22 protein-coding genes are annotated in these 26,346 nt (G+C 41.1%); 12 read left to right on the forward strand and 10 right to left on the reverse strand.

From position 1 onward, the window contains the following. Window positions 1-199: 199 nt before the first annotated feature. The 4 genes from nth to D0T57_RS08620 all read right to left on the reverse strand — a co-directional run bounded on the left by nth (window position 200) and on the right by D0T57_RS08620 (window position 5,162). Window positions 200-841, reverse strand: coding sequence for an endonuclease III (gene nth, locus D0T57_RS08605; RefSeq protein WP_163272883.1), 642 nt, complete (start codon window positions 839-841; stop codon window positions 200-202). Window positions 842-911: 70 nt separating this feature from the next. After that, window positions 912-3,035: a peptidylprolyl isomerase gene (locus tag D0T57_RS08610; protein WP_163272885.1), complete on the reverse strand. Its 2,124-nt coding sequence runs from the start codon at window positions 3,033-3,035 to the stop codon at window positions 912-914. A 108-nt stretch (window positions 3,036-3,143) separates the two neighbouring features. Continuing rightward, the gene (gene lptC / locus D0T57_RS08615) at window positions 3,144-3,797 is read right to left on the reverse strand and encodes an LPS export ABC transporter periplasmic protein LptC (RefSeq protein WP_163272887.1); all 654 of its coding nucleotides are present in this window, start codon (window positions 3,795-3,797) and stop codon (window positions 3,144-3,146) included. Between the two features lie 78 nt (window positions 3,798-3,875). Then, window positions 3,876-5,162 carry an OmpP1/FadL family transporter gene (locus D0T57_RS08620; protein WP_163272889.1) on the reverse strand — a complete coding sequence of 429 codons (1,287 nt, stop codon included), beginning with the start codon at window positions 5,160-5,162 and terminating at the stop codon, window positions 3,876-3,878. 296 nt (window positions 5,163-5,458) lie between these two features. Here D0T57_RS08620 and D0T57_RS08625 point away from each other — a divergent pair, with 296 nt between their 5' ends. After that, window positions 5,459-6,181, forward strand: coding sequence for an exosortase/archaeosortase family protein (locus D0T57_RS08625; RefSeq protein WP_163272891.1), 723 nt, complete (start codon window positions 5,459-5,461; stop codon window positions 6,179-6,181). Here D0T57_RS08625 and D0T57_RS08630 read toward each other — a convergent pair. Then, a complete protein-coding gene (locus tag D0T57_RS08630) occupies window positions 6,178-6,954 on the reverse strand; it encodes a Cof-type HAD-IIB family hydrolase (protein ID WP_163272893.1) in 777 nt (258 codons plus the stop codon). The genes D0T57_RS08625 and D0T57_RS08630 overlap by 4 nt on opposite strands. A gap of 410 nt (window positions 6,955-7,364) precedes the next feature. Here D0T57_RS08630 and D0T57_RS08635 point away from each other — a divergent pair, with 410 nt between their 5' ends. Together D0T57_RS08635 and D0T57_RS08640 are read left to right on the forward strand one after the other, a co-directional pair. After that, the gene (locus D0T57_RS08635) at window positions 7,365-8,270 is read left to right on the forward strand and encodes a sugar phosphate nucleotidyltransferase (protein ID WP_163272895.1); all 906 of its coding nucleotides are present in this window, start codon (window positions 7,365-7,367) and stop codon (window positions 8,268-8,270) included. Window positions 8,271-8,398: 128 nt separating this feature from the next. Further along, complete coding sequence (locus tag D0T57_RS08640) at window positions 8,399-9,394, forward strand: class II fructose-bisphosphate aldolase (RefSeq protein WP_163272897.1); 996 nt, start codon at window positions 8,399-8,401, stop codon at window positions 9,392-9,394. An 80-nt stretch (window positions 9,395-9,474) separates the two neighbouring features. Here the strand turns inward: D0T57_RS08640 and D0T57_RS08645 are convergent, their stop codons facing one another. Continuing rightward, complete coding sequence (locus tag D0T57_RS08645) at window positions 9,475-9,777, reverse strand: hypothetical protein (RefSeq protein ID WP_163272899.1); 303 nt, start codon at window positions 9,775-9,777, stop codon at window positions 9,475-9,477. A gap of 165 nt (window positions 9,778-9,942) precedes the next feature. On the opposite strand from D0T57_RS08645, the gene D0T57_RS08650 reads away from it, so the two are divergent. Both D0T57_RS08650 and D0T57_RS08655 read left to right on the forward strand, forming a co-directional pair. Beyond that, a complete protein-coding gene (locus D0T57_RS08650) occupies window positions 9,943-10,215 on the forward strand; it encodes an Imm17 family immunity protein (protein WP_163272901.1) in 273 nt (90 codons plus the stop codon). 159 nt (window positions 10,216-10,374) lie between these two features. Next, the gene (locus D0T57_RS08655) at window positions 10,375-11,112 is read left to right on the forward strand and encodes an XRE family transcriptional regulator (protein WP_163272903.1); all 738 of its coding nucleotides are present in this window, start codon (window positions 10,375-10,377) and stop codon (window positions 11,110-11,112) included. A gap of 2 nt (window positions 11,113-11,114) precedes the next feature. On the opposite strand, the gene D0T57_RS08660 is transcribed toward D0T57_RS08655, so the two are convergent. Then, the gene (locus tag D0T57_RS08660; protein WP_163272905.1) at window positions 11,115-11,705 is read right to left on the reverse strand and encodes an ACP phosphodiesterase; all 591 of its coding nucleotides are present in this window, start codon (window positions 11,703-11,705) and stop codon (window positions 11,115-11,117) included. Window positions 11,706-12,215: 510 nt separating this feature from the next. Here D0T57_RS08660 and D0T57_RS08665 point away from each other — a divergent pair. Continuing rightward, window positions 12,216-13,154 (forward strand): tetratricopeptide repeat protein, encoded by a 939-nt coding sequence (locus D0T57_RS08665; RefSeq protein ID WP_163272907.1) that lies wholly within the window; start codon window positions 12,216-12,218, stop codon window positions 13,152-13,154. Between the two features lie 7 nt (window positions 13,155-13,161). Here D0T57_RS08665 and D0T57_RS08670 read toward each other — a convergent pair whose 3' ends face one another. Genes D0T57_RS08670 through D0T57_RS08680 form a run of 3 tightly spaced genes read right to left on the reverse strand, consistent with a single transcriptional unit; the run spans window position 13,162 to window position 15,499 of the window. After that, window positions 13,162-13,749, reverse strand: coding sequence for a DUF1287 domain-containing protein (locus tag D0T57_RS08670; RefSeq protein WP_163272909.1), 588 nt, complete (start codon window positions 13,747-13,749; stop codon window positions 13,162-13,164). A gap of 16 nt (window positions 13,750-13,765) precedes the next feature. Further along, a complete protein-coding gene (locus D0T57_RS08675) occupies window positions 13,766-14,734 on the reverse strand; it encodes an alpha/beta hydrolase (protein ID WP_163272911.1) in 969 nt (322 codons plus the stop codon). Between the two features lie 3 nt (window positions 14,735-14,737). After that, window positions 14,738-15,499, reverse strand: a complete 762-nt coding sequence (locus D0T57_RS08680) for a hypothetical protein (protein ID WP_163272913.1) — start codon at window positions 15,497-15,499, stop codon at window positions 14,738-14,740. A 199-nt stretch (window positions 15,500-15,698) separates the two neighbouring features. Between D0T57_RS08680 and D0T57_RS08685 the strand changes: the two genes are divergently transcribed. The 6 genes from D0T57_RS08685 to D0T57_RS08710 all read left to right on the forward strand — a co-directional run bounded on the left by D0T57_RS08685 (window position 15,699) and on the right by D0T57_RS08710 (window position 26,344). Next, window positions 15,699-16,427: a pirin family protein gene (locus D0T57_RS08685; protein ID WP_163272915.1), complete on the forward strand. Its 729-nt coding sequence runs from the start codon at window positions 15,699-15,701 to the stop codon at window positions 16,425-16,427. A gap of 397 nt (window positions 16,428-16,824) precedes the next feature. Next, entirely contained in the window at window positions 16,825-19,368 is a 2,544-nt protein-coding gene (locus D0T57_RS08690; protein WP_163272917.1) for a prolyl oligopeptidase family serine peptidase, read from the forward strand. A gap of 184 nt (window positions 19,369-19,552) precedes the next feature. After that, window positions 19,553-21,298 (forward strand): phospho-sugar mutase, encoded by a 1,746-nt coding sequence (locus D0T57_RS08695; protein WP_163272919.1) that lies wholly within the window; start codon window positions 19,553-19,555, stop codon window positions 21,296-21,298. A 238-nt stretch (window positions 21,299-21,536) separates the two neighbouring features. Further along, window positions 21,537-22,004: a MarR family winged helix-turn-helix transcriptional regulator gene (locus D0T57_RS08700; RefSeq protein ID WP_163272921.1), complete on the forward strand. Its 468-nt coding sequence runs from the start codon at window positions 21,537-21,539 to the stop codon at window positions 22,002-22,004. A 17-nt stretch (window positions 22,005-22,021) separates the two neighbouring features. Beyond that, window positions 22,022-23,137, forward strand: coding sequence for an efflux RND transporter periplasmic adaptor subunit (locus D0T57_RS08705; protein WP_163272923.1), 1,116 nt, complete (start codon window positions 22,022-22,024; stop codon window positions 23,135-23,137). 33 nt (window positions 23,138-23,170) lie between these two features. Then, a complete protein-coding gene (locus D0T57_RS08710; protein WP_163272925.1) occupies window positions 23,171-26,344 on the forward strand; it encodes an efflux RND transporter permease subunit in 3,174 nt (1,057 codons plus the stop codon). The last annotated feature ends 2 nt before the right edge of the window (window positions 26,345-26,346 follow it).

Consider the following 26,346-nt stretch of genomic DNA (forward strand, 5'->3'; position numbering starts at 1 on the left):
TCCTTTAAAGATCGCATTCGCTCCTTCTCTGCCTGTGAACCTTTTTACACCCTTCGGTGTTGTTCGCTCCAGTTCCAAAGCGGGTACAAAAGTAGAAAACTATTCATTACAATGCAAATTATTAATGATGTTTTTTTTGAGGTTTTTAAAGGGAAGTCGGTAATCAACTAAGGGAAAAGACGTTATAAAACATAAAAAATTATTTATTTCTCTCAGAAAAATACTTGCAATAAGGAGTTAGCCCACATTCCTCGCATTTAGGCTTACGGGCAAGACACACATATCTACCATGCAAAATAAGCCAATGATGGGCTCGCGAAAGATATTTTTGTGGTATATTTTTCATCAATTCACGTTCTGTTTGCTCCGGATTTTTAGAATTAACTGTTAATCCCAATCGATTTGAGACACGAAATACATGTGTATCGACAGGCATTGCCGGCTTATTAAAGGCTACTATAAGCATCACATTTGCCGTTTTTCGCCCTACTCCGGGTATTGTTATCAGCTCGTCCATAGTATTGGGAATATGACCATCAAAATCGGCCACTACCTTTTTTGCCATCCCCACAAGGTTTTTAGCCTTATTGTTGGGATATGATATGCTTTTGATGTATTCATATACCGCATCGGGGGAAGCTGCAGCCATAACCTCAGGCGTAGGAAATGCCTCGAAAAGCGCAGGTGTAACCATATTGACCCGCTTGTCGGTGCATTGAGCAGAAAGTATTACTGCAATAAGGAGATGGAAGGGAGAGTCGTAGTGAAGCTCTGTTTCCGCTATAGGCATACGCTCTTCAAACCACTCTATGATTTTGGAATATCGTTCTTTTTTTGTCATGTATCTCAGATTTCAGATAAAATAAAAAAGTCCCTTACTTACGCAAGGGACTTCAAATATAATCAAAAAATTATCGCCAAATATTCACCCTGTTGTCTTTCACATCCATCTTGTCTCTCAAGACATTGATAGCCTGAGACATTAGTTGATACATATTACTTTGTTTCAACATCTGACGGCTTTGTTCAATTTCGGTCTTGGCTGCCTCTTCTGTTTTGGAGGTAAGCAACAACGCATAAACGCCTTGTTTACCCTTCAGTGGGGCATCCAGTTTATTTATTTGTCCCGAACGGGCATATACATTTACAATCGGCTCATAACCTATTCCTGTTATTGTATTTGTTTGGAAGGTAACGAACTTGACTGTATCTACTTTTCCCGAAACAGCATTAGCATAATCAGCAAGCGAAGTTAGATTTTTAGATTTAAAATCCGCAATCATTTTCTCAGCTTTCTTGTCATTTATAAGCTCTGCACGCAATGCACTTGAAACTTCCGATATAGGCATATAATCTCCTTTTATCTCAGATTTGACTACTGCAACTATACGCTTATCCGATACATCGAACTTATTTACTGTTCCTACCGGATTGTTGAACGACCACGCAATAACCTGACGTGTACCTGTAGCTTGTCCCAAAGATATCTCATCGGGAGAAACTAGAGCATCGGAAACAATATTGTAACCAGCAACCTGCGCTGCCTGCTCGAACCCTTCTGCCTTATTATTTTCGGCTACAAACTGGTTCAGTTCATTATCTATCGCATTTTGTGTCTTGTCGCTAACGATAACAGGCATCAGTATTTGTGCCAATTTCACTTTCGATACCGGAGCTTTCTTGTCTTCAACATAGAATAGTTGCGAAATACCTCCTACATTCAGTTTCAAGACATCACCTTTTGCCGCAGCAAAGATTTCTTTTCCGATACCCGAACCAGCCAACATTACTTCTGTCACCCAGTTGAGGTCGCCGCCGTTGGAATTAGGAGCTATCTCATTTGCCACATCTGCAAATGCTTTGCCTCCTTTAACTACAGCCATCAAACTATCGGCAATATGATTTGACGTTGCAAGGTCAATGCCTTGAGGCATCGGTATCATACGCAATTTAATAGAGTCGGATGCTACCGTCCTGTCTACAAGCTTATACATCAAATAACCCTGTCCCTCGCGTACCGGACCATGAATATCGCCTACCGATGCTGACTCTACAAATGCTTTTGCATCTGCCGGCAAGGCCGAAACAGCCATGAAGGCATCGACATAAGGTGTTGTAGAATATTCACCAACCAATGTTCCCGGATTTTCTGTTTCTTTCAACCTCAGATATACATCTTCGGCTTCTTTTTCTACTACAGCATAATCTTCATCGCTAGGAGTTACATTCTTGATGAAATATGATATTTTGCGTAGCTCCGTATTCAACTTGTAGTTGTTTTTACGAGCTTCGTATAAAGCTTTTATTTCAGAATTGTCTACATTAACCGTTGAATCGGAAATAGATGTGTATTTCTGAACAACATAGGCAATATCCGCTACATCTTTCGAATCGTTTTGCGCCGATTGCACTTCTGTATTGCTCACTAACAAGGAATTAGCAACAAGTGTAGAATATTTTTCTTCCAAACGATTGTATTTTATCATATTCTGGATGAAAGACCAGATACTTCTTGCTTTTCGGAGTTGTTCAGCTACTGCATATTGCTCTTGCGGCAACGAAGCCGGATCGGTATTTATTTCGGTCAGAAACTGAGTCACCATTGCCGGGTCGAACTGCCCTGTTTGTGGATTTCTGAAAAAAGGAAGCTGATAAAGGATCGGACTTATGTTTTGTCCGTAAATCATATCTTCCATTTCCTGTTTTGTTACAGCCAAGCCCAGTTTTTCAGCTTGTTCGTCAAGCATCATTTCTTTTACCATTTGCTGGTAAACGGCTTCGCGAATCTGCAACATTGTAAATTCATCGGGGTTGTTTCCTCCCGACATTTCCTGTTGGAAATCTTGCCATTCTATAACTCTTTTTTCATATTCTCCAGTCTTTACAACTGTTCCGTTAACAGTAAAAGCCTTGTCTTTCATGTTGTTGAAAAACATAAATACTTCGTTCCATGGAATAACGAAGGCTAACAGACCTGCGGCAATTATCCCTACCAACAGTCCCGACTTACTCCTAATTTTCTGTAGTGCAGCCATTTATTAATTTATTATTGTTTTATATTATTTGCTTTATCTTGTTTATAAAGTTTTTTCAGCGCACGAAGATAATAAATAGAGTTTGATTTTCGTGCATTTTTCGAAAGACTATTGCATTTTTTCTTCTGTAGCTTTATCTGTCTTTTCTTCCGCTTTCACAGTATCGGAATTTCCGCCCTCCTGCTGTTCGCGGACATACACAGGCGAGTTGCCTACCCCCTTGAATTCATAATCGGTCATATTCTGGTTCGATTCGAAACCGTTTTTCCCACGAAGTATCCCTTTATTCGGGCTATTTACTTCCACCGGTTTGTCGGAATATATCTTTGCTTTTTGCTGGTCCCAGAACAGTTCTTCGGTAGTAAATGTCTCACCAACTACATTGCGGATAAATACATTTCCCTTGAGCCTCCACAATTTGCGGCGCGAATAGTTCCATGCCGTATCGGCTTTTACTACAACTACGATATTGAATAGTGTGTCGTACTGCTCCAGATAGACTTTATCGGGAAAATATGAATGGGGGTCTTTTGCTTCGTTAAACATCTCCCAGGTCTGGGTTATCACCTTGTAGCGGATAATCCCCGAGTCTGAAATCAGCATGGTTACGCTATCTGTATTTACGGTCGGAGTTTGTTCCGAATCGTAATGGAAATCGACAGCGTTTTTCACTTCTTTCTTGCACGATGCAAAAAGAAAAGGGATAGCAAATATTGCTATCGCAACACCTAACAGGCAGGTTTGTCTACTCCCTAATTTCATTTCCTTTTTTAATGAGTCTATATAAATGCACAAGCCCCAATCGTTAAAAACTGAGGCTGTGTATATTTTATTTGTTTTTTATTCTACTTTTCGACGGAAGAACCATAGTTCGTTGATGTTTACGTTGAGCGATACTCCGAAATATTGCTCGTCGATCATACTACTGATTTTAGGCTTGAGTTTTTTGTATTCGAAGTTGAGATTGACATACGAAACGCGTTGCCCGATATTATCTTTGATTGGGAATCCAAATCCGAGAGTAGCCCCATACTCGTTATACCCTTTTGCTCCCTGGTCGGTATTTACATTGAGGTAGGAATTGCTATAATTGACCCCGCCCCTGAATTTTATCTTCTTAAAGAAGCTACGGTCGTACGGGTCTATCATATATTCTGCCCCCAAACTATATTTCCAACGGTCGTTGAAACGGTTATCGACAGTCATGCCGTCGTGCATATACTCGGTATATTTGGTCCCTTTCCATTTCTGGTAGGTAACATCTGCACCCCATACCAACTTGTTGTTATGATTGAGTGTAAATCCTAGTCCATATGTTTCGGGTATCCCGGCGTCTACCTTATTATATTCGGTAGTGTCTACCACTGTCTTATTCGACTCTATTCTGTAATCGTAATTCGTGTATTTTGTCCTTGGGCTTATTTTTGGTGAATAAACTGCACCAATAGTCAGCACCTTATTTTTTGCTATAGCCTTTTCGTATTGCAACCCGAAATCGAATTGAACGGCTTTTACCGACAACTCAGTTACATCTGCCGAAGAGTTGGCATTACTTGCCAATGTAAGGTTGCGTGTATGTTCCAATGTACCAAAAAGGTATGCGGCATTGAACCCGACATTCAGACCCTTGACCGGTGTGGAATATCCTAATCCGGCATATATCTGACTAAGTCCTCCCGAGCCCGAAAAGGCCTGTGTATTAGGCGTCAGGTCGCTAGACCCGTCGTGCCCAAATTTATAACCCAATGATGTAAACGGCACTACGCCAAAGCTAAAGCCCAAGCCTTTTTTCAAAGGGACTAATACCGTTATATAATCAAGCCCACCGCTTTTTTTAGAGTCGGAAGCTGTGCCATCGCTCATTTTGCCAAATGTGGCATTAACACCTATATCGAAAAGGAAAGTTAGTGAATCGACCCTCGAATATGATGCAGGGTTCAATGGGTTGGCACTCTGGCTGTTTCTCAACCCATAACCTATTCCTCCCATTGCTTTGGATGGTCCTACGGCTTTATCCTTTAGTACACCATAACCATATCTGCTGTAGGGTGAATCGGTCTGTGCATATAGCGAACCTGCGATACAAGCCAGAATGGCTATTAAAAGAAGATTTTTGCTCTTTAACATTATAACTTTATATAATTATACAGTTTAGTTTTTCTGCAACGCTTTTATATCAGTGTTTCATCTTTAAACACAAAAAACAGGAAATTATTATCCGAACACTCCGCAAAATTGCCTATTTATTGCCAGTTCTGCTATCCGGGCTATTCGATACACTCCGAGAGTAGCCAAAACCGATGCAAAGTAAATTAAAAAAACTCAGTTAATCTACATTTTAGCTAAAATGTCATATTTTTTTCCGCAGGCAGGCTGCTTTCGCTTTATTTTGAGTATTTTTGCAGCTAGAGTATAGCTTAAGGATGAATACTATAGGACAAAACAAACGGAACAAGCTGTTACTCCCTGATAGAATAAAGCCATTTAAAGGCATAATATGGTTCTTGTGCCTGTTCGTAATATTCGAATTTATATGGAAATTAATTGTCCACCAGGGAGGAGATGAGCGTATATTTCTTGTTTGCGGAAAAGATTTGACTGCATACACCGCTGGCCTGTGCCAATGGACGGCTTCTTCTGTCTACTGGGTTATACACGACCTGATGGGATATCATAATTTCCACATTACGAATGGCAGCACCCTTCATTTCGAAGGGTCGGTGTATATCAATATCATTTGGACTTGTACGGGTATAAAGCAAGTACTGATGTTTTCATTTATCATAGCCTGCTACTTTGGGCCAACAAAGAAAAAATATTGGTATATTCCCCTATCGGCACTTATACTGATAATAATAAATATACTCAGACTTGTTCTTATATTTATTATAATAAAAGAACCGTTTCCCGAATGGTTTATCCCGTTCAACGAATGGTACAACGGCTGTTTATGGGACAATACACCTAGTACATACTGGCAGTTTTACAGCGATTGGTTCAACCTATTCCACCGCGATATATTCAAATGGATTTATTACGATGGCATCATCTTCATCCTTTGGCTGATATGGGAGGAAAAAATCAGGAAACCCGAAAGAAAGCTATCCCCGGCAAATAACGAAAACCAGCCCCAACAACAGCATTAAATCAAGCCAAAATGCAGTAAGGCTTTCTGTATACCATCGTTGTCGACAGTATCGGTTATGTAATCGGCCTCTTTTTTTACAATATCTCTCGCATTGCCCATCGCTACCCCAATGCCTGCATGGCGAAGCATTTCGATATCGTTGCCGCCATCGCCGAAGGCAATTACTTCGGATGCTGTAAAACCAAAATATTCTCCCATCTTGTCAATGCCTACACCTTTGTCTACACCCGAAGCAATAACATCGGCAAAAGTAGGATACCAACGCATAGGAATGCAATTAGGCAAAACTTTCATTACATCCTGTTCTTGTTCTTCATTGAAAAAGGCAGTAAGCTGGAAAATTTCCTTGTCTCTATAATAATAGAGCGGATTGACAGGCGTGTCTACAAAATTAAGCAATGTATAAAGATAACGCACATCTTCCGTTATACGGTTCACTGTCAAGCTTTTCTCTTCCACAAATAAGGTGGCATAATTATCCACTTCTTTCAGGTACTTAACATATGCCTCTATATCACTCTGTGGAATACTCTTCTTGAACACCACCTGATCTTTCCCCGCCAGGCAGTAACAGCCATTCATAGTCACATAACCATCGAAAACCATGTTTTCCAGATTGTTTATAGCGGAAATATGGCGTCCTGTGGCTATAAAGACTTTTATCCCGCTTTCCCTTACCTTGTTGATTGCATCTATAGCAGATTGAGGCATACGGTGGGTGTCGAAACTCACCAGTGTACCATCTATATCGAAAAACAGAGCTTTTACCATGAAGTGTATTATTTAGTTTCAGAAAGCACAAAAATACAAAAATTAAGAGTCTGTTTAAATTTTATAGCAAATCTTTTTTATAGCTGTTTTTAGATGGATTTTACGTGTTTTGCTCGCTGGTTTAGCGGGCTAAACCGAGAGTAAAATGTGGAAAATACGCTAAAAAGAGCATAAAAAAATTGCTAAGAACTATACTAAAGAACCTATAAGAAATATTTTCGCTAAAATTTAATCAGGCTCTAAAGAGTCTAAAAAAATATGCCGGAGCAAAATAGCAGTACGACAATCAAACGCCAACAATTTCGATTATTATAATAAAGCAAGCGATATATTTATAAAAAAACATCCGTTTTACAGGCTAAAAAACTATCTTTGTGACGAAAAATTTTAACCTAAAATATTAAAATCTTATGAAACCTACCTTGTATATTCTTGCTGCCGGTATGGGCAGCCGTTATGGAGGACTAAAACAAATGGACGGACTAGGCCCTAATGGTGAAACTATCATGGACTACTCTATCTACGATGCACTGAGAGCCGGATTTGGCAAAGTCGTATTTGTTATCAGAAAATCATTTGAAAAAGATTTCCGTGAAAAAATCATTTCGAAATACGAGAAGCATATCCCTGTAGAAGTTGTATATCAGGAATTGGATATGTTGCCGGAAGGTTTCAACCTCGATCCGGAAAGGATGAAACCGTGGGGTACAAACCATGCCGTTATGATGGCTAAAGATGTAATCAAAGAACCGTTTGCCGTTATCAATGCCGATGACTTCTACGGACGCGAAAGCTATGATATATTAGCCAAACAACTAATGGAAATGGAAGGCAAGGAAAACCATTATTGCATGGTAGGCTATCGCCTGAGCAATACCCTGTCGGAAAGTGGAGCTGTAGCACGCGGCGTATGCGAAACTGATGAAAAAGGCTACCTAAAGAGCGTGGTAGAACGCACACACATCGAACGCAAAGATGGAACAATACAATATAAAGATGCTGAAAACTACTGGTTCGCCTTAGCCGAAAACACACCTGTTTCGATGAATATGTGGGGATTTACACCCGACTATTTTGAGCATTCGGACAAGTATTTCATCAAGTTTCTCGAAGCCAATGTGGGCAACAACAAAGCCGAGTACTTTATCCCGCTGATGGTAGACCATCTGATAATAAATAAGACGGCAGACGTGAAAGTTTTAGACACACCTTCGAAGTGGTTCGGCGTGACTTATGCAGAAGACCGCGACGGAGTAGTGCAGAAATTGCAAACTCTGGTTGACAAAGGCGAGTATCCTACCCCATTATGGAAATAATATAACGGTTTTTATCTTTAAATTAGGGGCTTATATCACATTTTTTTGGTAATTTTGAACCGGAATCCGAAAGGATTTTTTTCTAGAAAATAGTTGCACAATTATTTTAATTCATAAAAACAAAAACAATGGTAAATTACAAAGATTTAGGATTAGTAAACACACGCGAAATGTTTGCTAAGGCCGTAAAAGGCGGATATGCAATACCGGCTTTCAACTTCAACAACATGGAACAGTTGCAAGCTATCGTTTCTGCTGCATCCGAAACCAAATCTCCGGTTATCCTTCAGGTATCGAAAGGAGCCCGCGAATATGCTAACCCTATCCTTCTCCGTTACATGGCTCAAGGTGCTGTAGAATATGCAAAAAGCCTCGGATGGGAAAACCCTCAGATAGTGCTTCACCTCGACCACGGTGACTCTTTCGAAACTTGCAAATCATGTATCGACTCAGGTTTCTCTTCTGTAATGATCGACGGTTCTCACCTTTCTTACGAAGAAAACATAGCCCTTACAAGAAAAGTAGTTGACTACGCACATCAGTTCGATGTAACCGTAGAAGGCGAACTTGGTGTATTGGCTGGCGTAGAAGACGATGTGGTTGCCGAACACCATACATATACACAACCTGAAGAAGTAGTAGACTTTGCTACACGCACAGGCTGCGACTCTCTGGCTATCTCTATAGGTACTTCTCACGGCGCAAACAAATTTACACCTGAGCAATGTACAAGAGACGCTAACGGTATGCTTGTTCCTCCTCCATTGCGTTTCGACATCCTCGAAGCCATCGAAAAAGAACTTCCTGGATTCCCTATCGTGCTTCACGGAGCATCGTCTGTACCACAAGAAGAAGTGGCTACAATCAACAAATATGGCGGTGCATTGAAAGATGCTATCGGTATTCCGGAAGAACAACTTCGCAGAGCTGCTAAATCTGCAGTTTGCAAAATCAATATCGACTCCGACAGCCGCCTTGCTATGACCGCTGCCGTGCGCGAAGTGTTTGCAAACAAACCTGCTGAATTCGACCCTCGTAAATATCTGGGACCAGCCCGCGAAAATGCGAAAAAGCTTTACAAGCACAAAATAGAAGAAGTGCTTGGCAGCGCAGGAAAAGCTTAATACTATTTCCTAAAAACAGTGTACAAAAAGATGGGGAGTCCGGATTAGGAACTCCCCATTGTTTTTGTGGAATTTTGAAATCAAGCTTTCGATTTTGCCTTAGCTTCGAAATCGGAAAGTTCGGATGCAAGCTTGCCGGCTACATCTCCAGCCACTTCGTTGAATGCTTTCGTACCTTTTCTTATTTCCTGACGGGCACGTACACCTGCACGAAGAGCCTTGCCCCTACCTACAGACATGCCGTGATCGAACTCCGATCGGGCTTTTCCGGTCAGGTCATCCAGTTTATGACGCAATTCTGCTCTTGTCTCATCATCAGACAATTTTATAGCTGCATATGCGCCTATGGCACCGACAGCCAATCCTAATAAAAAATTCTTCATAATTATATTGTTTTCGTTCCTAAATAATTTCCCTTGAACAAATATAAGGTATATTTACATTAATAACAATCAATCGTATTTTATTGTTTAAGCTATATTTATTAATTGTTAAAATGAATACTAGATGTTTTTTTGTATTTTTATCCCCTTGCAGAATAATATGTTATGGACGAAATAAGAGTTAAGATACAAGAATATAGCGATAATTATCCGGTCTTACTACCTGTAATCTGTATTGCGGCAGGGGTGTTTTTATTGTTATCCTGTATTTTCGACTGGAACTTTATTTTTGGAGATATTTCGACAGCCAATTACAGTTTCTTTAAGATAGACGGACTGGTAAATATCTTTGGGCGCAAGAAAGCACGCGTCATAGTGGGCTGTGTGTCAGTTTTTGTTATTGGCATAGGCGTGGCTACATTTTACGTCCTTGCCTGATTTCTTGATAAACTCCATCTGTTTTGTGGTCGCAAAATGGAAATAAAAAGAGCCGTACTGTTATTTTTAGCCTTATTTTCATTGTGATGATTCAATATTTTACTACATTTGTCTCCTGAGCTAATTAAAGGGGATTTAAGAAATTATGGAGGTAAGATTATGGAATTTAAAGACAGACTAAAGTATCTACTGGAGAAAGATGGTGTAACCGCTTACCGTATATGGAAAGATACGGCTATCACAAAAGGTACAATAGCCAACTATATAGAGGGGAAGACCAAACCAAATAAGTCGAACATTTCACTTCTTGCATCCTATTTTTCGGTCAACGAGGAATGGCTGGCGACTGGCGAAGGTAAGATGAGCCGGACAAACAAGGTGAAGGGAGAAGAACCTTTCCTTATCACAAAGTCGGGGGTGAAATATTATGAAATGCAGAACGGCAAATACCGTATGCGTGTTCCTTTTATACCTGTCAAAGTCTATGCTAAGTATATAGATGAATACAGGGACGCCGACATGCTTGACTGCGACTTCGATGAATTCGATTTCATTGTCGATAAAATAGGGCACGGGCGTTATTTTGCCTTCGAAATAAAGGGCGATAGTATGGACAATGATACCAAACGCAGCCTTAGCAGTGGAGATATTGTGTTGGCTCGCGAACTGAACAAAGACCATTGGCGTAATAAGCTGCACACCGACGATTTCCCCAACTGGATTATTGTACTGGATAATACCATTTTGTGCAAACAAATAATAGAACAGGATATAGAAAAAGGAACGATTGTATGCCATTCTTTAAACTCTTCGCCCGAATATGCGGATTTTGAACTGAACCTGGACGAAGTTTGCCAACTGATGAATATTATTCAGAAGGTATCCAGTGTTTTCTGATTTCAGGGATTCCCATTAGCTATCATATCTTTCACATGCTTATATAGTTCCGGAAAGAAAAGGTCGAAACTCTTAGACAATTCTTCATAATTTTCTTCAAAAGCTTCGAAAACAGGAGCGTCGTCCGTCAGGTATTTAGCCCGTTGTTTCAAGCGGTAGAAGCTTTTTTCTATCAGCCATTTGTGCCGATAGTTATATAGCCAGTCTTCACTTTCCATATACACAAACATGGAGCAGAATTTGGAAGGAAGTATCTCGCTATGCTGTCCTATCTGCCTGTAACACAATTGGGTGAAATCCTCCCATCCGTTTTCCGGTTCAAATTTTTCGCTCAATGCCAGAAAATGATCGTAGCTCACATCGAGAAAAGCCCCTGCATATTTTCCCGCCGAAGGACGAAAGATGTTCATCGCCATTTGGTTTATAGGATAATTGTCGGTAAAAGAATCTATCTGGCGGTGTATGTATATGCCTTGTTGTATATCGGGAGGATATGCCTCCATTTGTTTACCTTTCACCATGTCGGCAACCATATTTCCGGCTAGAATGGCAGAATTGGAAAAAGATAAATACGCATGTGCAAGAAAATTCATAAGCTTGTATATAAATAGTGTATATGCCTGCAAAGATAGTATTAATAATGCGAATCAGTAATTGGTGAATAAACAGGCTATCTCACTGTTACTTTTTGCTTTTTTATTAACATCGAAACTCGCAAAACCCGCATTTATTTAACCTTATTTTACAATATATAGTTAAAAAGTAACACAAGTAACAGTTTTTAGTTATTTTTCTATTGTTACTTTACCTCTCTCTTATCGTGGCTTTGCGGCTCTCTCTCCCTTTGGAGAGAGCGGGGAGAGAGGTGGTATATAGATAAACTTTTCTACTATCAATTGACATAAACGACTAATTTGAATCTCTTTTTTATAAAAACCTTCAATTAAGGACTTTAAGCGCTTAAATTACTGTGGTTGCTTCGAAATAAATGTGAAAGATTAGTATTATTGTACTATTCTTTATTCAAAATTTCCGTTTTTTAGTATCTTTGTGCAACGGTGACGATAGACTTACAACAGAATTTTAGAACTAAGCCCAATAGAATGCAAACTTTCAGAATATATATATATATACTCATTATATCCTCTTTCTCTTTTGTTTCATGTGGTCTTTTCGACAAAGAAATAAATCAGGATCAGCGCATTGGGGCATTCAGAATGCAATTGAATGCAGCAAAAGACAGCGTCATTACTCCTGAAGAGAAGATAGAAGTGTTTGGTGCTATACTATCCAAAATAAGCGAGGATGATGTGATATTCAATATCAATAAGAAGAATAACCTGAAGATAGATGGCCTTGTGCTGTTATGCGAAGAGTACGTAAAACTCGATAACTATGAAAAAGCTTTAGCAATTTCCGATTCCATAATTTCTACAGATTCGCTGGCCGCCCAGGGATATTGCATCAGGGGATGCGTATATCAGACATGGGGAGATGATGAAAAGGCTCTGCCTTTCTACAATAAAGCCCTGTCGCTAAATCCTGCTTATCCCGACGCTTACTACAAGCGGGGGCTGATATATCAGGCCAAAGACGAATTAGAAAAAGCTTTGGCAGACTATAGTATGGCTATTAAGTACAAACTTTCATATCCGGTGGAACTGTACAATAACCGGGGCGATATTTATATTTCCAGAGGAGCCTACGATGAGGCTGTACAAAGCTATATGGAAGCAATAAAACTGGATTCGCTAAACAGCCCGGCATACAGGGGGCGTGCCGAAGCCTATTATATGCAGAAAAAAAAGAAAGAGGCTCTCGCCGACTGCAACCAGGCAATTAGGCTAGACTCTGCAAATATACTTGCGTATATTACAAGGGCTTGCATTTATACTTCGATGAAGATGTATGACAATGCTGTAGCCGATTATAGAACCGTGATATCATTAGATAAGCAAAATGAGAGGAATATAAAAGCAATAGCCGAATCTGCGATAAAAGATTTGCAGCCATATTCCCGCATAAGCATTCTCCAAAAGTAAGACCGGTTTATTTTTTATACGAATAATGCCCTGTTATTTTAAAGCTGAAAAGACAATCGGCCAAGACTTGCCCGGCTCCGATATTATGCACGATCAAAGGTCTTTTCCCATCACCCGACTTACGGTCGGTCACAATTCCTACATGAGTTAACCCACCGGGTAGATCCCAAGTGACAATATCGCCCGGCAAATAATCGCTACCTTTATCCGATATCGTTTTGGTTGTACCAAACCTGCTGAAAAACATAGCTTGGTTAAGCACCCTTCTGTGGTCTATATTGCGGTCGGTACGTTTCATTCCCCATTTTTTGGGATATTTGCTGAAATTAGCTTTCATATCCACATGAATCTCTTTTTGCAGGTCGATGCCCAACTTGCGGTATGCCCTGATAACGACATCGGTGCAGACCCCCTTTCCGGCCGGTACATCACCATTGGGATAAGGGATAGAGTAATAATTGGGATCGTACACAACCTTATCTTTCGTCAGCTCTATCGCCGCATTGGAAAGGCGCATGTAAAAATCATCGCCTTGGGCAAGAATACCGGATGAAACTAGAAGTAGAATAAAGATATTAAGTATAACTTTTTTCATGTTCGTATAGTTTACATTAGTTTATGGTTTCAAGAAATTGTTCTATGGTCTTTTTCCATTCTTCTGGATACTTCACAAGAAAGGATTCGTGCACCGATTCCGGAAATATTTTTATTTGTTTCGTTCTACTGGTCAATTGGCTGTAAATAAACTCGCTTTCTTCTATTGGTATATTAGGGTCTTTTCCTCCACAAAGAACCAGTGCCGGCATTCTGATCTCTTTGGCATACTCCTGCGGGTTCATATCGAAAGCATTATAGTCGTTAATGACACCTGTCCAGAATACAAATATATCAGATATTGGGCAGTGAGGTAAATTTAGTTTGTCCAGCCGTTTGTTTACAGTCCCTCTGAATGTGCCATAGGTTGCTTCTAATACGATGGCATCCGGCTTTATTTCATATTCATAGATAGCACGGGTGATGGCGGCAGCCCCCATCGAAAAGCCTACGAGGATTGTCCTTGAAGGGGATAATTCTTTTTGAGCGTATTGATATGCTGATTTTATATTTTGGGCTTCTTTATAGCCTATTGTAGACTGTAGTCCATATGATCCCCCGGCTCCCATGCAGTCTACTAAAAGGATATCATAGCCCATATCGAGTAAAGCGTATGTTCTGTCGAGCATAGAAGACTTCTCATCCATATATCCGTGAAAACCTATAACCAGTCCTTTACTGAGGCTGTCGGTTTGCAGTAGCCACGCTTCCAGGTGCTTGTCTTTGCTTTCGGGTATAAGAATGGTTGAATATTTCCGGTTAGGATATTTGTTAGGGCGGGGTTTGGGTACTTCTAATCCGAAGATTGCTATTTTTATAGTTTCTGTTATTGTTGGCTTGTAATCGACTTTTAGAGGTTCTCCCTCTTCTACAAAGTGAGTTAGTCTGTATGCCTGAATAATAATAGCTATATTTATGATGATAAATATAGTTACTATGCTTATTGATATTCTCGAGAGTAATTTACGTTTACTTTTTACAGCCATCACTTATTTCGTGTAGAATACCGGGGCTATAACAGTTCTGTTTTCCCACTTCCCGTTGATTGGGTTCAATTCGCGGACTACTCCCCCTTCTATTCCAAACCAATTGGTTATCTTTACTTCTATAGTTCCTCCATAATATGTTTGAGGATACATATTCATCATTGGTCCATAGAGCCCGTTTTTCTTTCCATCTACAGAATATTGTCCATACACATTAAACCGAATCCTGTCGTGTGCTATAAATTTCACTGCGCCACTAACCCCATAATCGTTGAAATGCTGCCCTGCAAAATTGTATTTCGCACCATATGGTCCTGCCGATACAGCCAGCCAGCTTGCCGGCCTGTAATTGAACTGTGCACCTATGCTGCGTACTGCTCCCATGGTAGGATATGTATTCTGCCTGGAATGAGTGCTTAGCCACGCATTGTCGGAGAATACCATGCCCGAATAGAAAGAATAATCGTTGGCAAATGGGTTGCGGGTAAAGGTGTTGCTTTCGAGCGGCGGGCCCAGATATACATCTATTGGCGGCAGGTTGAGGTTGATAGGGTTTATGTTAGCATCCTGCACATGCCTGTAAGAGTTTATCCTGGCACTGTAGGCCGCTTGGCTATTGTTTTCCGGTTGCAGGTAATTATCCAGCTTTTCGTTGTAGCGGAATGATTCTTTTTTCAAGGTCGGAAAACTATCGTTCAGATTCTCTGTTTGTGCATATATTACAGATGGTAATATAATTAATAACGCTAAAATTGACTTCTTCATAATTTTCCATTTTATGTTACATCCGTAAAGTTACAATTTAATTACAAGAGCCTGTTTAAAATTTCAGCTAAAATTTAAACAAACCCTATATTACATTGAGCGTGTATATCTCCTGTCTGGTTTTGTCTGATAATTGAATAGCGGAGAGAACAATCTCAATATTTAAAGTGTTTATGTAGAGTAAAAGAAAGGAAATCTTATGAAAACAATTTTATACCGCGCTTCCACAAGGGGGCATGCCAATCATGGTTGGTTAGATACACGCCATACATTTAGTTTTGCCAATTATTTCAACCCCGATCGTATGAACTTCGGGTTGCTTCGGGTAGTGAACGACGATATCGTTGCTCCCGGCGAGGGGTTTGGTACACATCCCCACGAAAATATGGAAATAGTTTCAATACCTCTTCATGGGGCTTTGGCACACAAAGACAGCATGGGGCACACAGAAGTGATAGAAGTGGGAGAGGTGCAGGTTATGAGTGCCGGAACAGGCATTACCCACAGCGAGTACAACGCTAGTGAAGAAAAACCTGTCGGTTTCTTCCAGATATGGGTTTTCCCCGAAGAAAATGGTTTGAAGCCGCGTTACGATCAAAAGGCATTCGATTTTATGCACAACAAGAACAAGTTGGTTCAAATCGTTGGCCCGAAGAAAGACGAGTCGAACCACGGGCTATGGGTACATCAGGATGTTTGGTTCAATATCGGCACTTTCGACAAAGGTGAATCGACCGTATACAAAGTAAAAAAAGAAGGCAACGGAGTCTTTGCTATGGTGGTAGAGGGCGAGTTCGCGGTCGAAGGGCAAAAACTGCATCGTCGCGATGCCTTAGGGCTTTGGGATACCGGCAAAATAGAAATAAAAGCAGAGTCGGAAGATGCCCGTATATTACTGATAGATGTTCCGATGGAACATAGAAAATAAAATATAAAGAAAGTGGAGACTATTAATAGCATAATTCTTTAGCGAAAGAGATTATGTATTTGTAAAGTTTTTGACTGTGCTGGCAAGGAATTATTATCCTTCCGGCACAGTTTTTTTTATTTACTCAACGTACTGTTCTTCAATGCTATCTGCTTTTAGAATAAATAAACAGGTATCGCTTTTATGGAATTTCAATCCCTTTCTTATCTATATGGTGTATTAAAAATGCAGCTTCTGTAAAATAGGCTATTCCCCTTAGCCTTTCCTGCCCGGCTGGCGCAATGAATCTCTCATTTTTCTATTCGTTGTTCCTCACCGGGCAGGATTTTTTATGTTTTTGATAGCAAATTACCTGTTTACTAATTATCTTTAGAGTTTGAATTTTATAAAAAACGATATGAAACGTCACTATTTTCTCTTTTTATTTTCCATTTTCGCTTTTGGCATATTTGCTCAAAAAACGCAAACATTGCCGCAAATATATTCTACCCCACCGGTACAAATCACCTCCCCATATCTTGTTGATTCTGTGAACCTGAAAGGACAGAAGTTTACAGAAAAGAACCTGTTGAAGCAAGCCATTTCCATGCCGGAACAAGGAGCTTTTGTCAGACCACTGAAATCGGATACGGCAGGCTACTTTTATCCGGAGAAGGCAAAAGAAGGGCATACACTCCAACTGTTTTCTTTCTATGTTGCCTCCGACAGGTATGCAAAGGCTACAATGAAAATAGCATCTCCCAATATGTTTGAAATCTATATAGACGATAAACTGGAGGCCACAAAGGATACGAAAGAAGATAATGCCCGTTCGGAAAAAGAAGTTACCGCTAAGCTCGAATCGTTTTATCCCTTATCGAAGCGCGTAATAATTAAGTTGATGAGTTCGGTTGACGACAAACAAGCTCCCCAGTTCCGTATAAAGATAGAAAACGATGCAACTGATAGTATAACCAATTTTGCCGTAAGCCATACGGATAAAAGATTTGTAAACTTTACAGATATGCTGCTCGGCAAACGGGTGTCGGGTATCAGTGCATCGCCCTCGGGAAATTATATACTGCTTTCGTACAGGGAAACATTTGGAGAAAAATCGCAATCATCGTCTGAATTATATGACGTGCTTTCGGGCAAACGGGTGTTGATAGACGTAGATGGCAGCAAGAAACAGTTGCAATGGATGCCGGCAAGCGAAAAACTGTTTTATGTAACAACAAAACCCGATGGCAAAATTTCGCTCGTTACTATAAATCCTGCAACAATGGAAGAAACCGTTTTGGCAAAGAATATACCCGAAGGCAATATTGCGTTTGCTCCTGACGAAAGGTCGTTTTTTTATACCAAGAGAGAGAAAGGCGATGATAAAAAGAATGACCTGAAACTTCTGCAATCGCCCGAAGACCGTCAGCCGGGCTATACCGACAGGGTTTTCCTTTATCAATACGACTTGCGAACCGGGCTCAACCGCCAACTGACATATGGTGCACATTCTACATGGCTGAACGATATAAGTACAGATTCGAAACAATTGCTGTTTTCGGTATCCGACGAAGCCTTGACAGAACGCCCATTCCGCAAATATTCGATGTATAAGCTGGATTTGACTTCTATGGCAGTAGAACAAATGTGGCAAAACGAGGGGTTTGCCTATGGTGCTTCGTTCTCGCCCGATGGCAGAAAGATTTTGATAGAAGGGGCAGGCGAAGCTTTTGGCGGCATCGGCATGAATATAGATGAGGGGCAGATAGCCAATAGCTACAACCGCCTGGCCTTCATAATGGACGTAGATACCAAGAAGATAGAACCTTTTACAAAAGACTTTGCTCCAAGTATTGACGATATATTCTGGAACACAAAAGACAACCTGATATATTTGCGGACAACCGACAGAGACTATGTAACTGTTTACACATACAATCCTGCAAACCGTTCATTCACCAAACTGCCGCTCGAAGAAGAAGTAGTCCGTTCGTTCTCTACAGCCGGCAATGCCAATGTTGCAGTATATTATGGCGTAGGCGTATCCAATTCTACGCGCGCATATCTCTACGACCTGAAAAGTGGGAAGTCTACACGGATTGCCGACCCGTATAGCGAAAGGCTGTCGGAAATGGAATTAGGCAAGGTTGGTGACTGGAATTTCACAAATTCGGATGGAATCGACATCGAAGGCCGTTTTTATCTTCCACCCAATTTCGATCCGAACAAGAAGTATCCCCTCATTGTTTACTATTATGGAGGAACCACCCCTTCTGCCCGTACTTTCGAAGGGCCTTATCCCCCTCATGTATTTGCCTCTCAGGGATATGTTACGTATGTTGTACAACCCAGCGGGGCTATAGGATACGGACAAAAGTTTGCCGCACTGCATGTTAACGCATGGGGCAAACGCACAGCAGAAGATGTAATAGAAGGAACCCGGAAGTTTGTACAAGATCATTCGTTTGTCGATGGCAGTAAGATAGGATGTATTGGCGCATCGTATGGCGGTTTTATGACCATGTATTTGCAGACCCAAACGGATATGTTTGCTGCTGCCGTGTCGCATGCAGGCATCAGCTCTATCAGCAGCTATTGGGGCGAAGGCTACTGGGGATATACCTATAGCAGCGGAGCAAGTGCCCACAGCTATCCGTGGAACAATCCCGACTTGTATGTGAAACAAAGCCCGCTGTTCAGTGCCGATAAGATAAATACACCTATATTGTTCACGCATGGTACGGTCGATACCAATGTGCCTATCGGAGAAAGCATCCAGATGTACACAGCGTTGAAGATATTGGGCAAGCCGGCAGAATTTATTCAGGTAAAGGACGAAAATCACGGTGTAATGAATTATAAGAGGCGTGTAGCCTGGAACAATTCCATTATGGCATGGTTCGACAAATGGCTCAAGGATGATAATTCGTGGTGGAAGGGGTTGTATCCCGACAGTAAATAAAGATATGGAAGAAAAAACGGGATGAGGATTTCAGACATTACCGACATTGCTGATAGTCCTTTTTTTACTCTATATTAGCCAATATTCTTATTCTATATTTAACTTTTTAAGATAAAAAATTATTATTTTTGCATCTTGTGTTATCACGAGGACTAATTAGGAATTAAATGTTGTAAACAAAAACATGGAGAATAACGAATTATTGATGCAGGTAACCGCAAAAGCCAAGACATGGCTTACGGAAAAATACGATGCCGAAACAAGAGCACAAGTTCAAGCCTTGCTCGACAAGGAAGATAAAACCGAGCTTATCGAGGCGTTCTACAAAGACCTCGAATTTGGGACAGGTGGCCTGCGCGGTATCATGGGAGTGGGTACAAACAGAGTAAACATATACACAATAGGCGGAGCCACACAAGGATTGGCTAACTACCTGTTGAAAGAATTTTCGGCCTTAGAGCAGATTAAAGTAGTAATAGGGCACGATTGCCGCAACAATAGCCGCAAATATGCAGAAATATCGGCAGATATTTTTTCGGCCAACGGCATCAAGGCATACCTGTTCGAAGACCTTCGCCCTACACCCGAAGTTTCGTATGCAATACGCAAACTGGGCTGCCAGAGCGGAATTATGATTACTGCTTCGCACAACCCGAAAGCGTACAACGGATATAAAGTGTATTGGGAAGATGGCGCACAAGTTATCCCGCCATACGATAAGAACATCATAGCAGAAGTAAACAGGGTAAATGCCGCCGATATAAAATTTGACGGAAACAAGGAACTGATAGAAATCCTGTCGAAAGACATGGACAAAGCATATATCGACGACTTGAAAACCGTAATGCTTACACCCGATGCCGTAAAAAGGCATGGCAAGATAGGTATTGTATATACCCCACTGCACGGAACCGGATTTACCATTATCCCTGATGCTCTGAAAGCATGTGGCTTTACCAATATCATAAATGTACCGGAACAAGACGTGTTGAGCGGCGATTTCCCTACAGTGGTATCACCCAACCCCGAAGACCCGGCAGCTATGGCTATGGCAGTGAAAAAAGGCGAGGAAACAAATGCCGAACTTGTATTTGCCACCGACCCCGATGCTGACCGTTTCGGAGCGGCCATCCGCAACGATAAAGGCGAGTTTATCCTGCTGAACGGTAACCAAACCATGCTTATCCTTATTTACTATATCATTACCCGTAAAAGGGAGCTTGGGCAACTTACCGGAAAAGAATATACCGTTCGCACCATCGTTACCAGTGCGTTGACGCAGATAGTATCTGAGAAAAACGGAGTGGAAATGTTCGAATGCTATACAGGATTCAAATGGATAGCATCGGTAATGCGCGAACTAGAAGGCAAACGCCAGTATATAGGCGGAGGCGAAGAAAGCTACGGATTCCTGGCTGAAGATTTTGTGCGCGACAAAGACTCTGTGTCTGCCGCAATCCTCTTTGGCGAAATAGCAGCATGGGCTAAAGACAATGGTAAGACATTGTACGAAATGCTGCAAGACATATATGTAGAATATGGATTCTCGAAAGAAAAAGGTGTCTCGGTAGTAAAAGAAGGCCGTAGCGGAGCCGAAGAGATAGAGGCCATGATGAAAAATTTCAGGGAGAATCCGATTAAGGAATTGGCGGGTTCGAAAGTGACATTGATAAAAGACTATGTAACACTGAAAGCCACCGACCTGAACCTCAACGAAGAATATACATTAGAGATGCCTACAACATCCAATGTACTTCAGTACTTTACACAGGACGGCACAAAGGTGTCTATCAGGCCTTCGGGTACTGAGCCTAAGATCAAATTTTATGTAGAAGTCCACAGCAAACTCAAGTCGAGAGAAGACTACAATGCTGTAGATGCTGCCGCCGAGAAGAAGATAGAACAGGTTTGTAAAGATTTAGGTATCTAATAAACCAATAGAATAAAAATAGGCCGGACAGCAGAAGTTGTCCGGTTTGTTTGTCTAATGAAAGGAAGCTTTCTGGGCTGTAATGTGTGCTTTTTGTATAAACCGATACAGAATGAACAAATGTTCATTTTGTGCAAAAAATGTTAAAGCAATGATTTTATTTTAAATATTTGAACACTTATTATAAGTGCACTTATTATCTTTGCATCCAATTTAAGAAACATAAATAAAAAATTAAATGGATGGATATTGCAAGGGAATCAAAAGAGACGGAGATGAAGATATAGGATATCTGATTTGGAGAATCTTCCGTTTCTGGCAGCGGGGAAAGCATAAACTACTCGATGAATTTGGATTGACCACCTCCCAGTTTGAGATTTTAGGAGCCATTTATCATATGTCGGAACAGAAAATAGAAGTTTCGCAGATCATTTTATCTCAGGAAACGGAGATAGATCCGATGACTACCTCTACTATATTGAGGAATCTTGAAAAAAAAGAACTTATCCTGCGCCGCGAAAGCAAAGTGGATACCAGAGTCCGCATAGTAGAACTGACAGATGCCGGCAGAAAGATTTTTGTTAAAGCAATAGAAAAGGTAAAGAGAAATCAAGAAAAAGTATTTGAAAACATAGACAAAAAGATACTGAGGGATCAGTTGAGAATACTATTAGACGAATTGAATAGGTTGAGTAAAAATCAGTAATTAAACTAGTAATAAAAATGGACTTAAAGAAGATTGTTTTAGGAGCATCAGCTCTATTGGTTATGGCATCTTGTGGGAACTCGAAGAACCCGTTTGGAGAAACAGATACCACTCCGAAAGAATATGACACTAAGGTTCTTAGCGAAGAACCGGTAGAACTACAGACAGTATATCCTGCAACTGTGAAAGGACAGGAAGACATAGAAATAAGACCGCGTATCGACGGATTTATCGACGCTATTTATGTTGACGAAGGTTCGGTGGTAAGAAAAGGTCAAACACTATTTAAGATCAATTCACCATCGGCAGTTCAGTCTGTAAATACGGCTGAGGCCGCCGTAAACAGCGCTCAGGCACAAGTGGAAACAGCAAAATTGAATGTTGACCGCATCAAGCCTTTGGCCGATAAAGGTATCGTCAGCACGGTACAACTGGCTACATATCAGAATGCTTACACATCATCGATGGCTACATTAAACCAAGCGAAAGCAACATTGCAAAATGCAAAGGCAACACTAAGTTGGACAAATGTTACCAGCCCAGTAGATGGCGTAGTAGGCAGCATACCTTTCCGTTTGGGTAGCCTTGTAAATTCGTCAAACACCCTGACTACAGTATCGAGCACCAAAAACGTGTTTGTCTATTTTTCGGTGAATGAGAAAGAACTGGTAACATTGCTCGAAGGATTGGAAGGGAATACACAAGCCGAAAAGATTAAGAATATTCCTGATGTGACCCTTATCATGGCAGATAAGACCGTATATTCTGAAAAAGGTAAAGTAAAAACCATAACCGGACAGGCGAATGTATCTACCGGAACAGTTACCTTCAGAGCCGACTTCCCTAACAAGGACGGATTGCTCAGAAGTGGTTTCAGTGGCAATATATCTATTCCTAAGTATATGAAAAAAGCCATTATTGTACCGCAGGCAGCTACATTCTCTAAACAAAATAAATATTTGACTTACAAAGTGGTGAGCGATACTATCGCAGTACAAACCCTTATTTCGATAATCCCTACGCCTGACGGAAAAAGCTATGTAGTAACAGAAGGCTTATCGGCCGGCGACCGTATTGTAACCGATGGTATTGCTACATTATCGGATAGCACCAGGATTATAGTCAAAAAATAAGACAATTTGTTTCACAAATAAAATAAAGATATAATGTTAAAGACATTTATAGAAAGACCTGTACTTTCTACAGTTATTTCTGTCATTATCGTAGTCTTGGGTATTATTGGTCTGGCAACCTTGCCGATAGAGCAATATCCCGACATTGCGCCTCCGACAGTACAGGTACAGGCTACCTATCCGGGTGCTAATGCGGATGTGGTAATGAACAGTGTGGTTATCCCGCTCGAAGAGCAGATCAATGGTGTAGAGGGGATGACATATATGACCTCGTCGGCTAGTAACGGTATGGCAACTATCAGGGTACTCTTCAAACAGGGAATCAATCCGGATATTGCCGCCGTGAATGTGCAAAACCTTGCCGCCCGCGCCAACCCGTTGCTTCCTCAGGAGGTAACTCAATTAGGAGTAACGGTTTCTAAGCAGCAAAATAGTACCTTGTTGGGGCTTACCATCAGTACCAGCAATCCCGATTACGACGGAGAATTCTTGCAAAACTATGCAAATATCAATATCTTGCCTCAGATAAAACGTGTATATGGAGTTGGTAATGCAAGTGCATTCGGTGCACGTGACTATGCTATGCGTGTATGGCTGAAACCTGATGTTATGGCTGCTTACGGAATTTCGGTGCAGGAAGTAACCGGGGCGTTGCAAGACCAGAACATCGAAGCTGCTCCGGGCGAATTGGGACAAAACAGCGACCAGTCGTTCCAATACACAATGAGATATACCGGAAAGCTGAAAACAGAAGAAGAGTTCCAGAACATAATATTGCGCTCCAATTCGGGTCAGATATTAAGGTTGAAAGATATTGCCGATGTAGAACTCGGTTCGTTGAACTATAGTGTAACATCACAAACCGACAGGAACGAGTCTGTATTTATTATGATCAACCAGACTGCCGGTTCGAATGCGCAGGAAGTTATCGCCGACGTAAAGAAAGTACTCAACGATGCTGAAAAATCGTTGCCTTCAGGTGTTCAGTTCAACTATATAATGGACTCAAGCGAGTTTCTCGATGCATCTATCGAAAAGGTTATACACACCTTGTTAGAGGCCTTCGTTCTGGTGTTTATCGTTGTATTTATCTTCTTGCAGGATATACGTTCAACCATTATTCCGGCTGTAGCCGTACCGGTTGCCATTATAGGTACATTCTTCTTCCTACAAGTATTTGGATTCTCTATCAACCTGTTGACTCTGTTTGCCTTGGTGCTTGCCATTGGTATTGTGGTCGACGACGCCATTGTGGTCGTCGAGGCCGTCCATGCCCAGTTGGATACAGGAGAGAAAGACCCTAAAGCAGCAACAATGACAGCCATGAAGGAAATAGCCCCGGCTATCGTTTCCATTACGCTGGTGATGTCGTCCGTTTTTATTCCGGTTAGTTTCATCGGAGGTACTACGGGTATATTCTTCAAGCAGTTTGGTCTGACTCTGGCTATATCCATCCTTATTTCGGCTATTAATGCATTGACATTGAGCCCTGCATTGTGTGCCTTATTCCTTAAAGCCCACGACGAAGAGCATCAGAAAAAAGGATTCCTCCAAAGATTTTATTATTATTTCAATATGGCATTTAGCAGTGCCACCCAGAAATATAAGAAGAGTCTACAGTTTTTAGGAAAAAAAGGACACCGTTGGATTACAGTAGCTATTATACTTGTTTCATCTGTTATCCTGTTCGGACTGATGAAATTATTGCCTACTGGTTTCGTGCCAAATGAAGATAGTGGAGGCGTAATCGGTTTTGTTACATTGCCTGCAGGTTCGTCTTTGGAACGGACAGACTCGATAGTAAGCGAGCTTGTTCATATCGCCCAGGATATAGAAGGTGTACAAAGTGTGACTAATATTACCGGTGTAAACTTCATGGCTGGTCTGAATAGTTCGTATGGTACCATCATTGTAAAAATGAAACCGTGGAACGACCGTAAGTTGTCTACCAATGAGGTTTCTGCTATATTGAAAGAAAAAACAAGCGACATAAAAGAGGCTACATTCTTCTTCGTGGCTACACCTACCCTTCAAGGGTTTGGTTTGGGAGCCGGTGTGGAAATGCAGTTGCAAGACCGTATGGGTGGAGACATCAACGAGTTTAACGATGTTGCTCAAAATATTTTGAAAAAGCTACAAGAACGGAATGATGTCGTGCTTATGGCTATGACCAACTTCAACCCCGGATTCCCTCAAAAAGAAATCTCTGCGGATCTACCTAAGATTAAGGCAGCCGGGCTGACACTCAATCAGGTAATGGGTACACTACAAGCCTATATCGGTAGTTCTTATGCTTCAACGTTCAACCTTTATGGAAAACAGTTCCGGGTTGTAATGCAGGCATCTCCCGAATACAGGAGAAAACTCGAAGACCTAAACGGAATATTCGTACAAACAGCTTCGGGAGACATGGCTCCGATTACAGAGTTTATCCACGTAGAAGACATTGATGCGCCTCCTACACTGAGCCGTTTCAATATGTATTCATCTATCGACCTAACTATTGTTCCTAACCTGATAGACGGAAAGAGTACAGGTGACGTATTGCAGCTGATAGAAGAAATGTCGCAAGACAAGACAATCTTCCCCGATGGATATACCTACGAGTATTCGGGTATGACACGCGAAGAGACTTCCAGCGGTAGCCAGACTACTCTCATCTTTGGTATCTGTCTTATCTTCGTTTACTTGTTGCTCTGTGCCTTGTACGAAAGTTATATCATACCATTGGCGGTAATCTTCTCATTGCCGGTCGGACTGGCAGGGGTATTTATCTTCCTGATGATATTCGGGGTATCGCAAGGTATCGTAAACAATATCTACGTGCAGATATCTATGATTATGTTGATCGGTTTGCTTGCCAAGAATGCCATCCTGATTGTAGAATATGCTATCCAGCGTCGTCAGCAGGGAATGAGTATCGTAGAGGCAGCCGTTAATGGTGCTGTAGCCCGTCTGCGTCCGATTTTGATGACATCGTTTGCATTTATCGCCGGATTGTTCCCATTGTTTATTGCAAGCGGGGCAGGTGCTATCGGTAACCGTTCTATCGGTATCAGTGCCATCGGTGGTATGTTTGTAGGTACTATGATCGGTATATTGGTAATACCTTCTCTATACATCATATTCCAAAGCATACAAGATAAGATTAGTAAGTCGGGAATGATAAATTCTAATGATGAGTTTATAAATAAACAACAACAATGATT

Origin of the sequence: Dysgonomonas sp. 511, assembly GCF_010501105.1 — a bacterium.
GTDB lineage: Bacteria > Bacteroidota > Bacteroidia > Bacteroidales > Dysgonomonadaceae > Dysgonomonas.

Coding starts and splice junctions, on each gene's coding strand:
- D0T57_RS08610 (WP_163272885.1), bottom strand. CDS start 3,035: ATGGCTGCACTACAGAAAATTAGGAGTAAGTCGGGACTGTTGGTAGGG.
- D0T57_RS08620 (WP_163272889.1), bottom strand. CDS start 5,162: ATGTTAAAGAGCAAAAATCTTCTTTTAATAGCCATTCTGGCTTGTATC.
- D0T57_RS08640 (WP_163272897.1), top strand. CDS start 8,399: ATGGTAAATTACAAAGATTTAGGATTAGTAAACACACGCGAAATGTTT.
- D0T57_RS08670 (WP_163272909.1), bottom strand. CDS start 13,749: ATGAAAAAAGTTATACTTAATATCTTTATTCTACTTCTAGTTTCATCC.
- D0T57_RS08680 (WP_163272913.1), bottom strand. CDS start 15,499: ATGAAGAAGTCAATTTTAGCGTTATTAATTATATTACCATCTGTAATA.
- D0T57_RS08700 (WP_163272921.1), top strand. CDS start 21,537: ATGGATGGATATTGCAAGGGAATCAAAAGAGACGGAGATGAAGATATA.
- D0T57_RS08710 (WP_163272925.1), top strand. CDS start 23,171: ATGTTAAAGACATTTATAGAAAGACCTGTACTTTCTACAGTTATTTCT.
- D0T57_RS08705 (WP_163272923.1), top strand. CDS start 22,022: ATGGACTTAAAGAAGATTGTTTTAGGAGCATCAGCTCTATTGGTTATG.
- D0T57_RS08655 (WP_163272903.1), top strand. CDS start 10,375: ATGGAATTTAAAGACAGACTAAAGTATCTACTGGAGAAAGATGGTGTA.
- D0T57_RS08630 (WP_163272893.1), bottom strand. CDS start 6,954: ATGGTAAAAGCTCTGTTTTTCGATATAGATGGTACACTGGTGAGTTTC.
- nth (WP_163272883.1), bottom strand. CDS start 841: ATGACAAAAAAAGAACGATATTCCAAAATCATAGAGTGGTTTGAAGAG.
- D0T57_RS08625 (WP_163272891.1), top strand. CDS start 5,459: ATGAATACTATAGGACAAAACAAACGGAACAAGCTGTTACTCCCTGAT.
- D0T57_RS08685 (WP_163272915.1), top strand. CDS start 15,699: ATGAAAACAATTTTATACCGCGCTTCCACAAGGGGGCATGCCAATCAT.
- D0T57_RS08650 (WP_163272901.1), top strand. CDS start 9,943: ATGGACGAAATAAGAGTTAAGATACAAGAATATAGCGATAATTATCCG.
- lptC (WP_163272887.1), bottom strand. CDS start 3,797: ATGAAATTAGGGAGTAGACAAACCTGCCTGTTAGGTGTTGCGATAGCA.
- D0T57_RS08645 (WP_163272899.1), bottom strand. CDS start 9,777: ATGAAGAATTTTTTATTAGGATTGGCTGTCGGTGCCATAGGCGCATAT.
- D0T57_RS08695 (WP_163272919.1), top strand. CDS start 19,553: ATGGAGAATAACGAATTATTGATGCAGGTAACCGCAAAAGCCAAGACA.
- D0T57_RS08675 (WP_163272911.1), bottom strand. CDS start 14,734: ATGGCTGTAAAAAGTAAACGTAAATTACTCTCGAGAATATCAATAAGC.
- D0T57_RS08660 (WP_163272905.1), bottom strand. CDS start 11,705: ATGAATTTTCTTGCACATGCGTATTTATCTTTTTCCAATTCTGCCATT.
- D0T57_RS08690 (WP_163272917.1), top strand. CDS start 16,825: ATGAAACGTCACTATTTTCTCTTTTTATTTTCCATTTTCGCTTTTGGC.
- D0T57_RS08665 (WP_163272907.1), top strand. CDS start 12,216: ATGCAAACTTTCAGAATATATATATATATACTCATTATATCCTCTTTC.
- D0T57_RS08635 (WP_163272895.1), top strand. CDS start 7,365: ATGAAACCTACCTTGTATATTCTTGCTGCCGGTATGGGCAGCCGTTAT.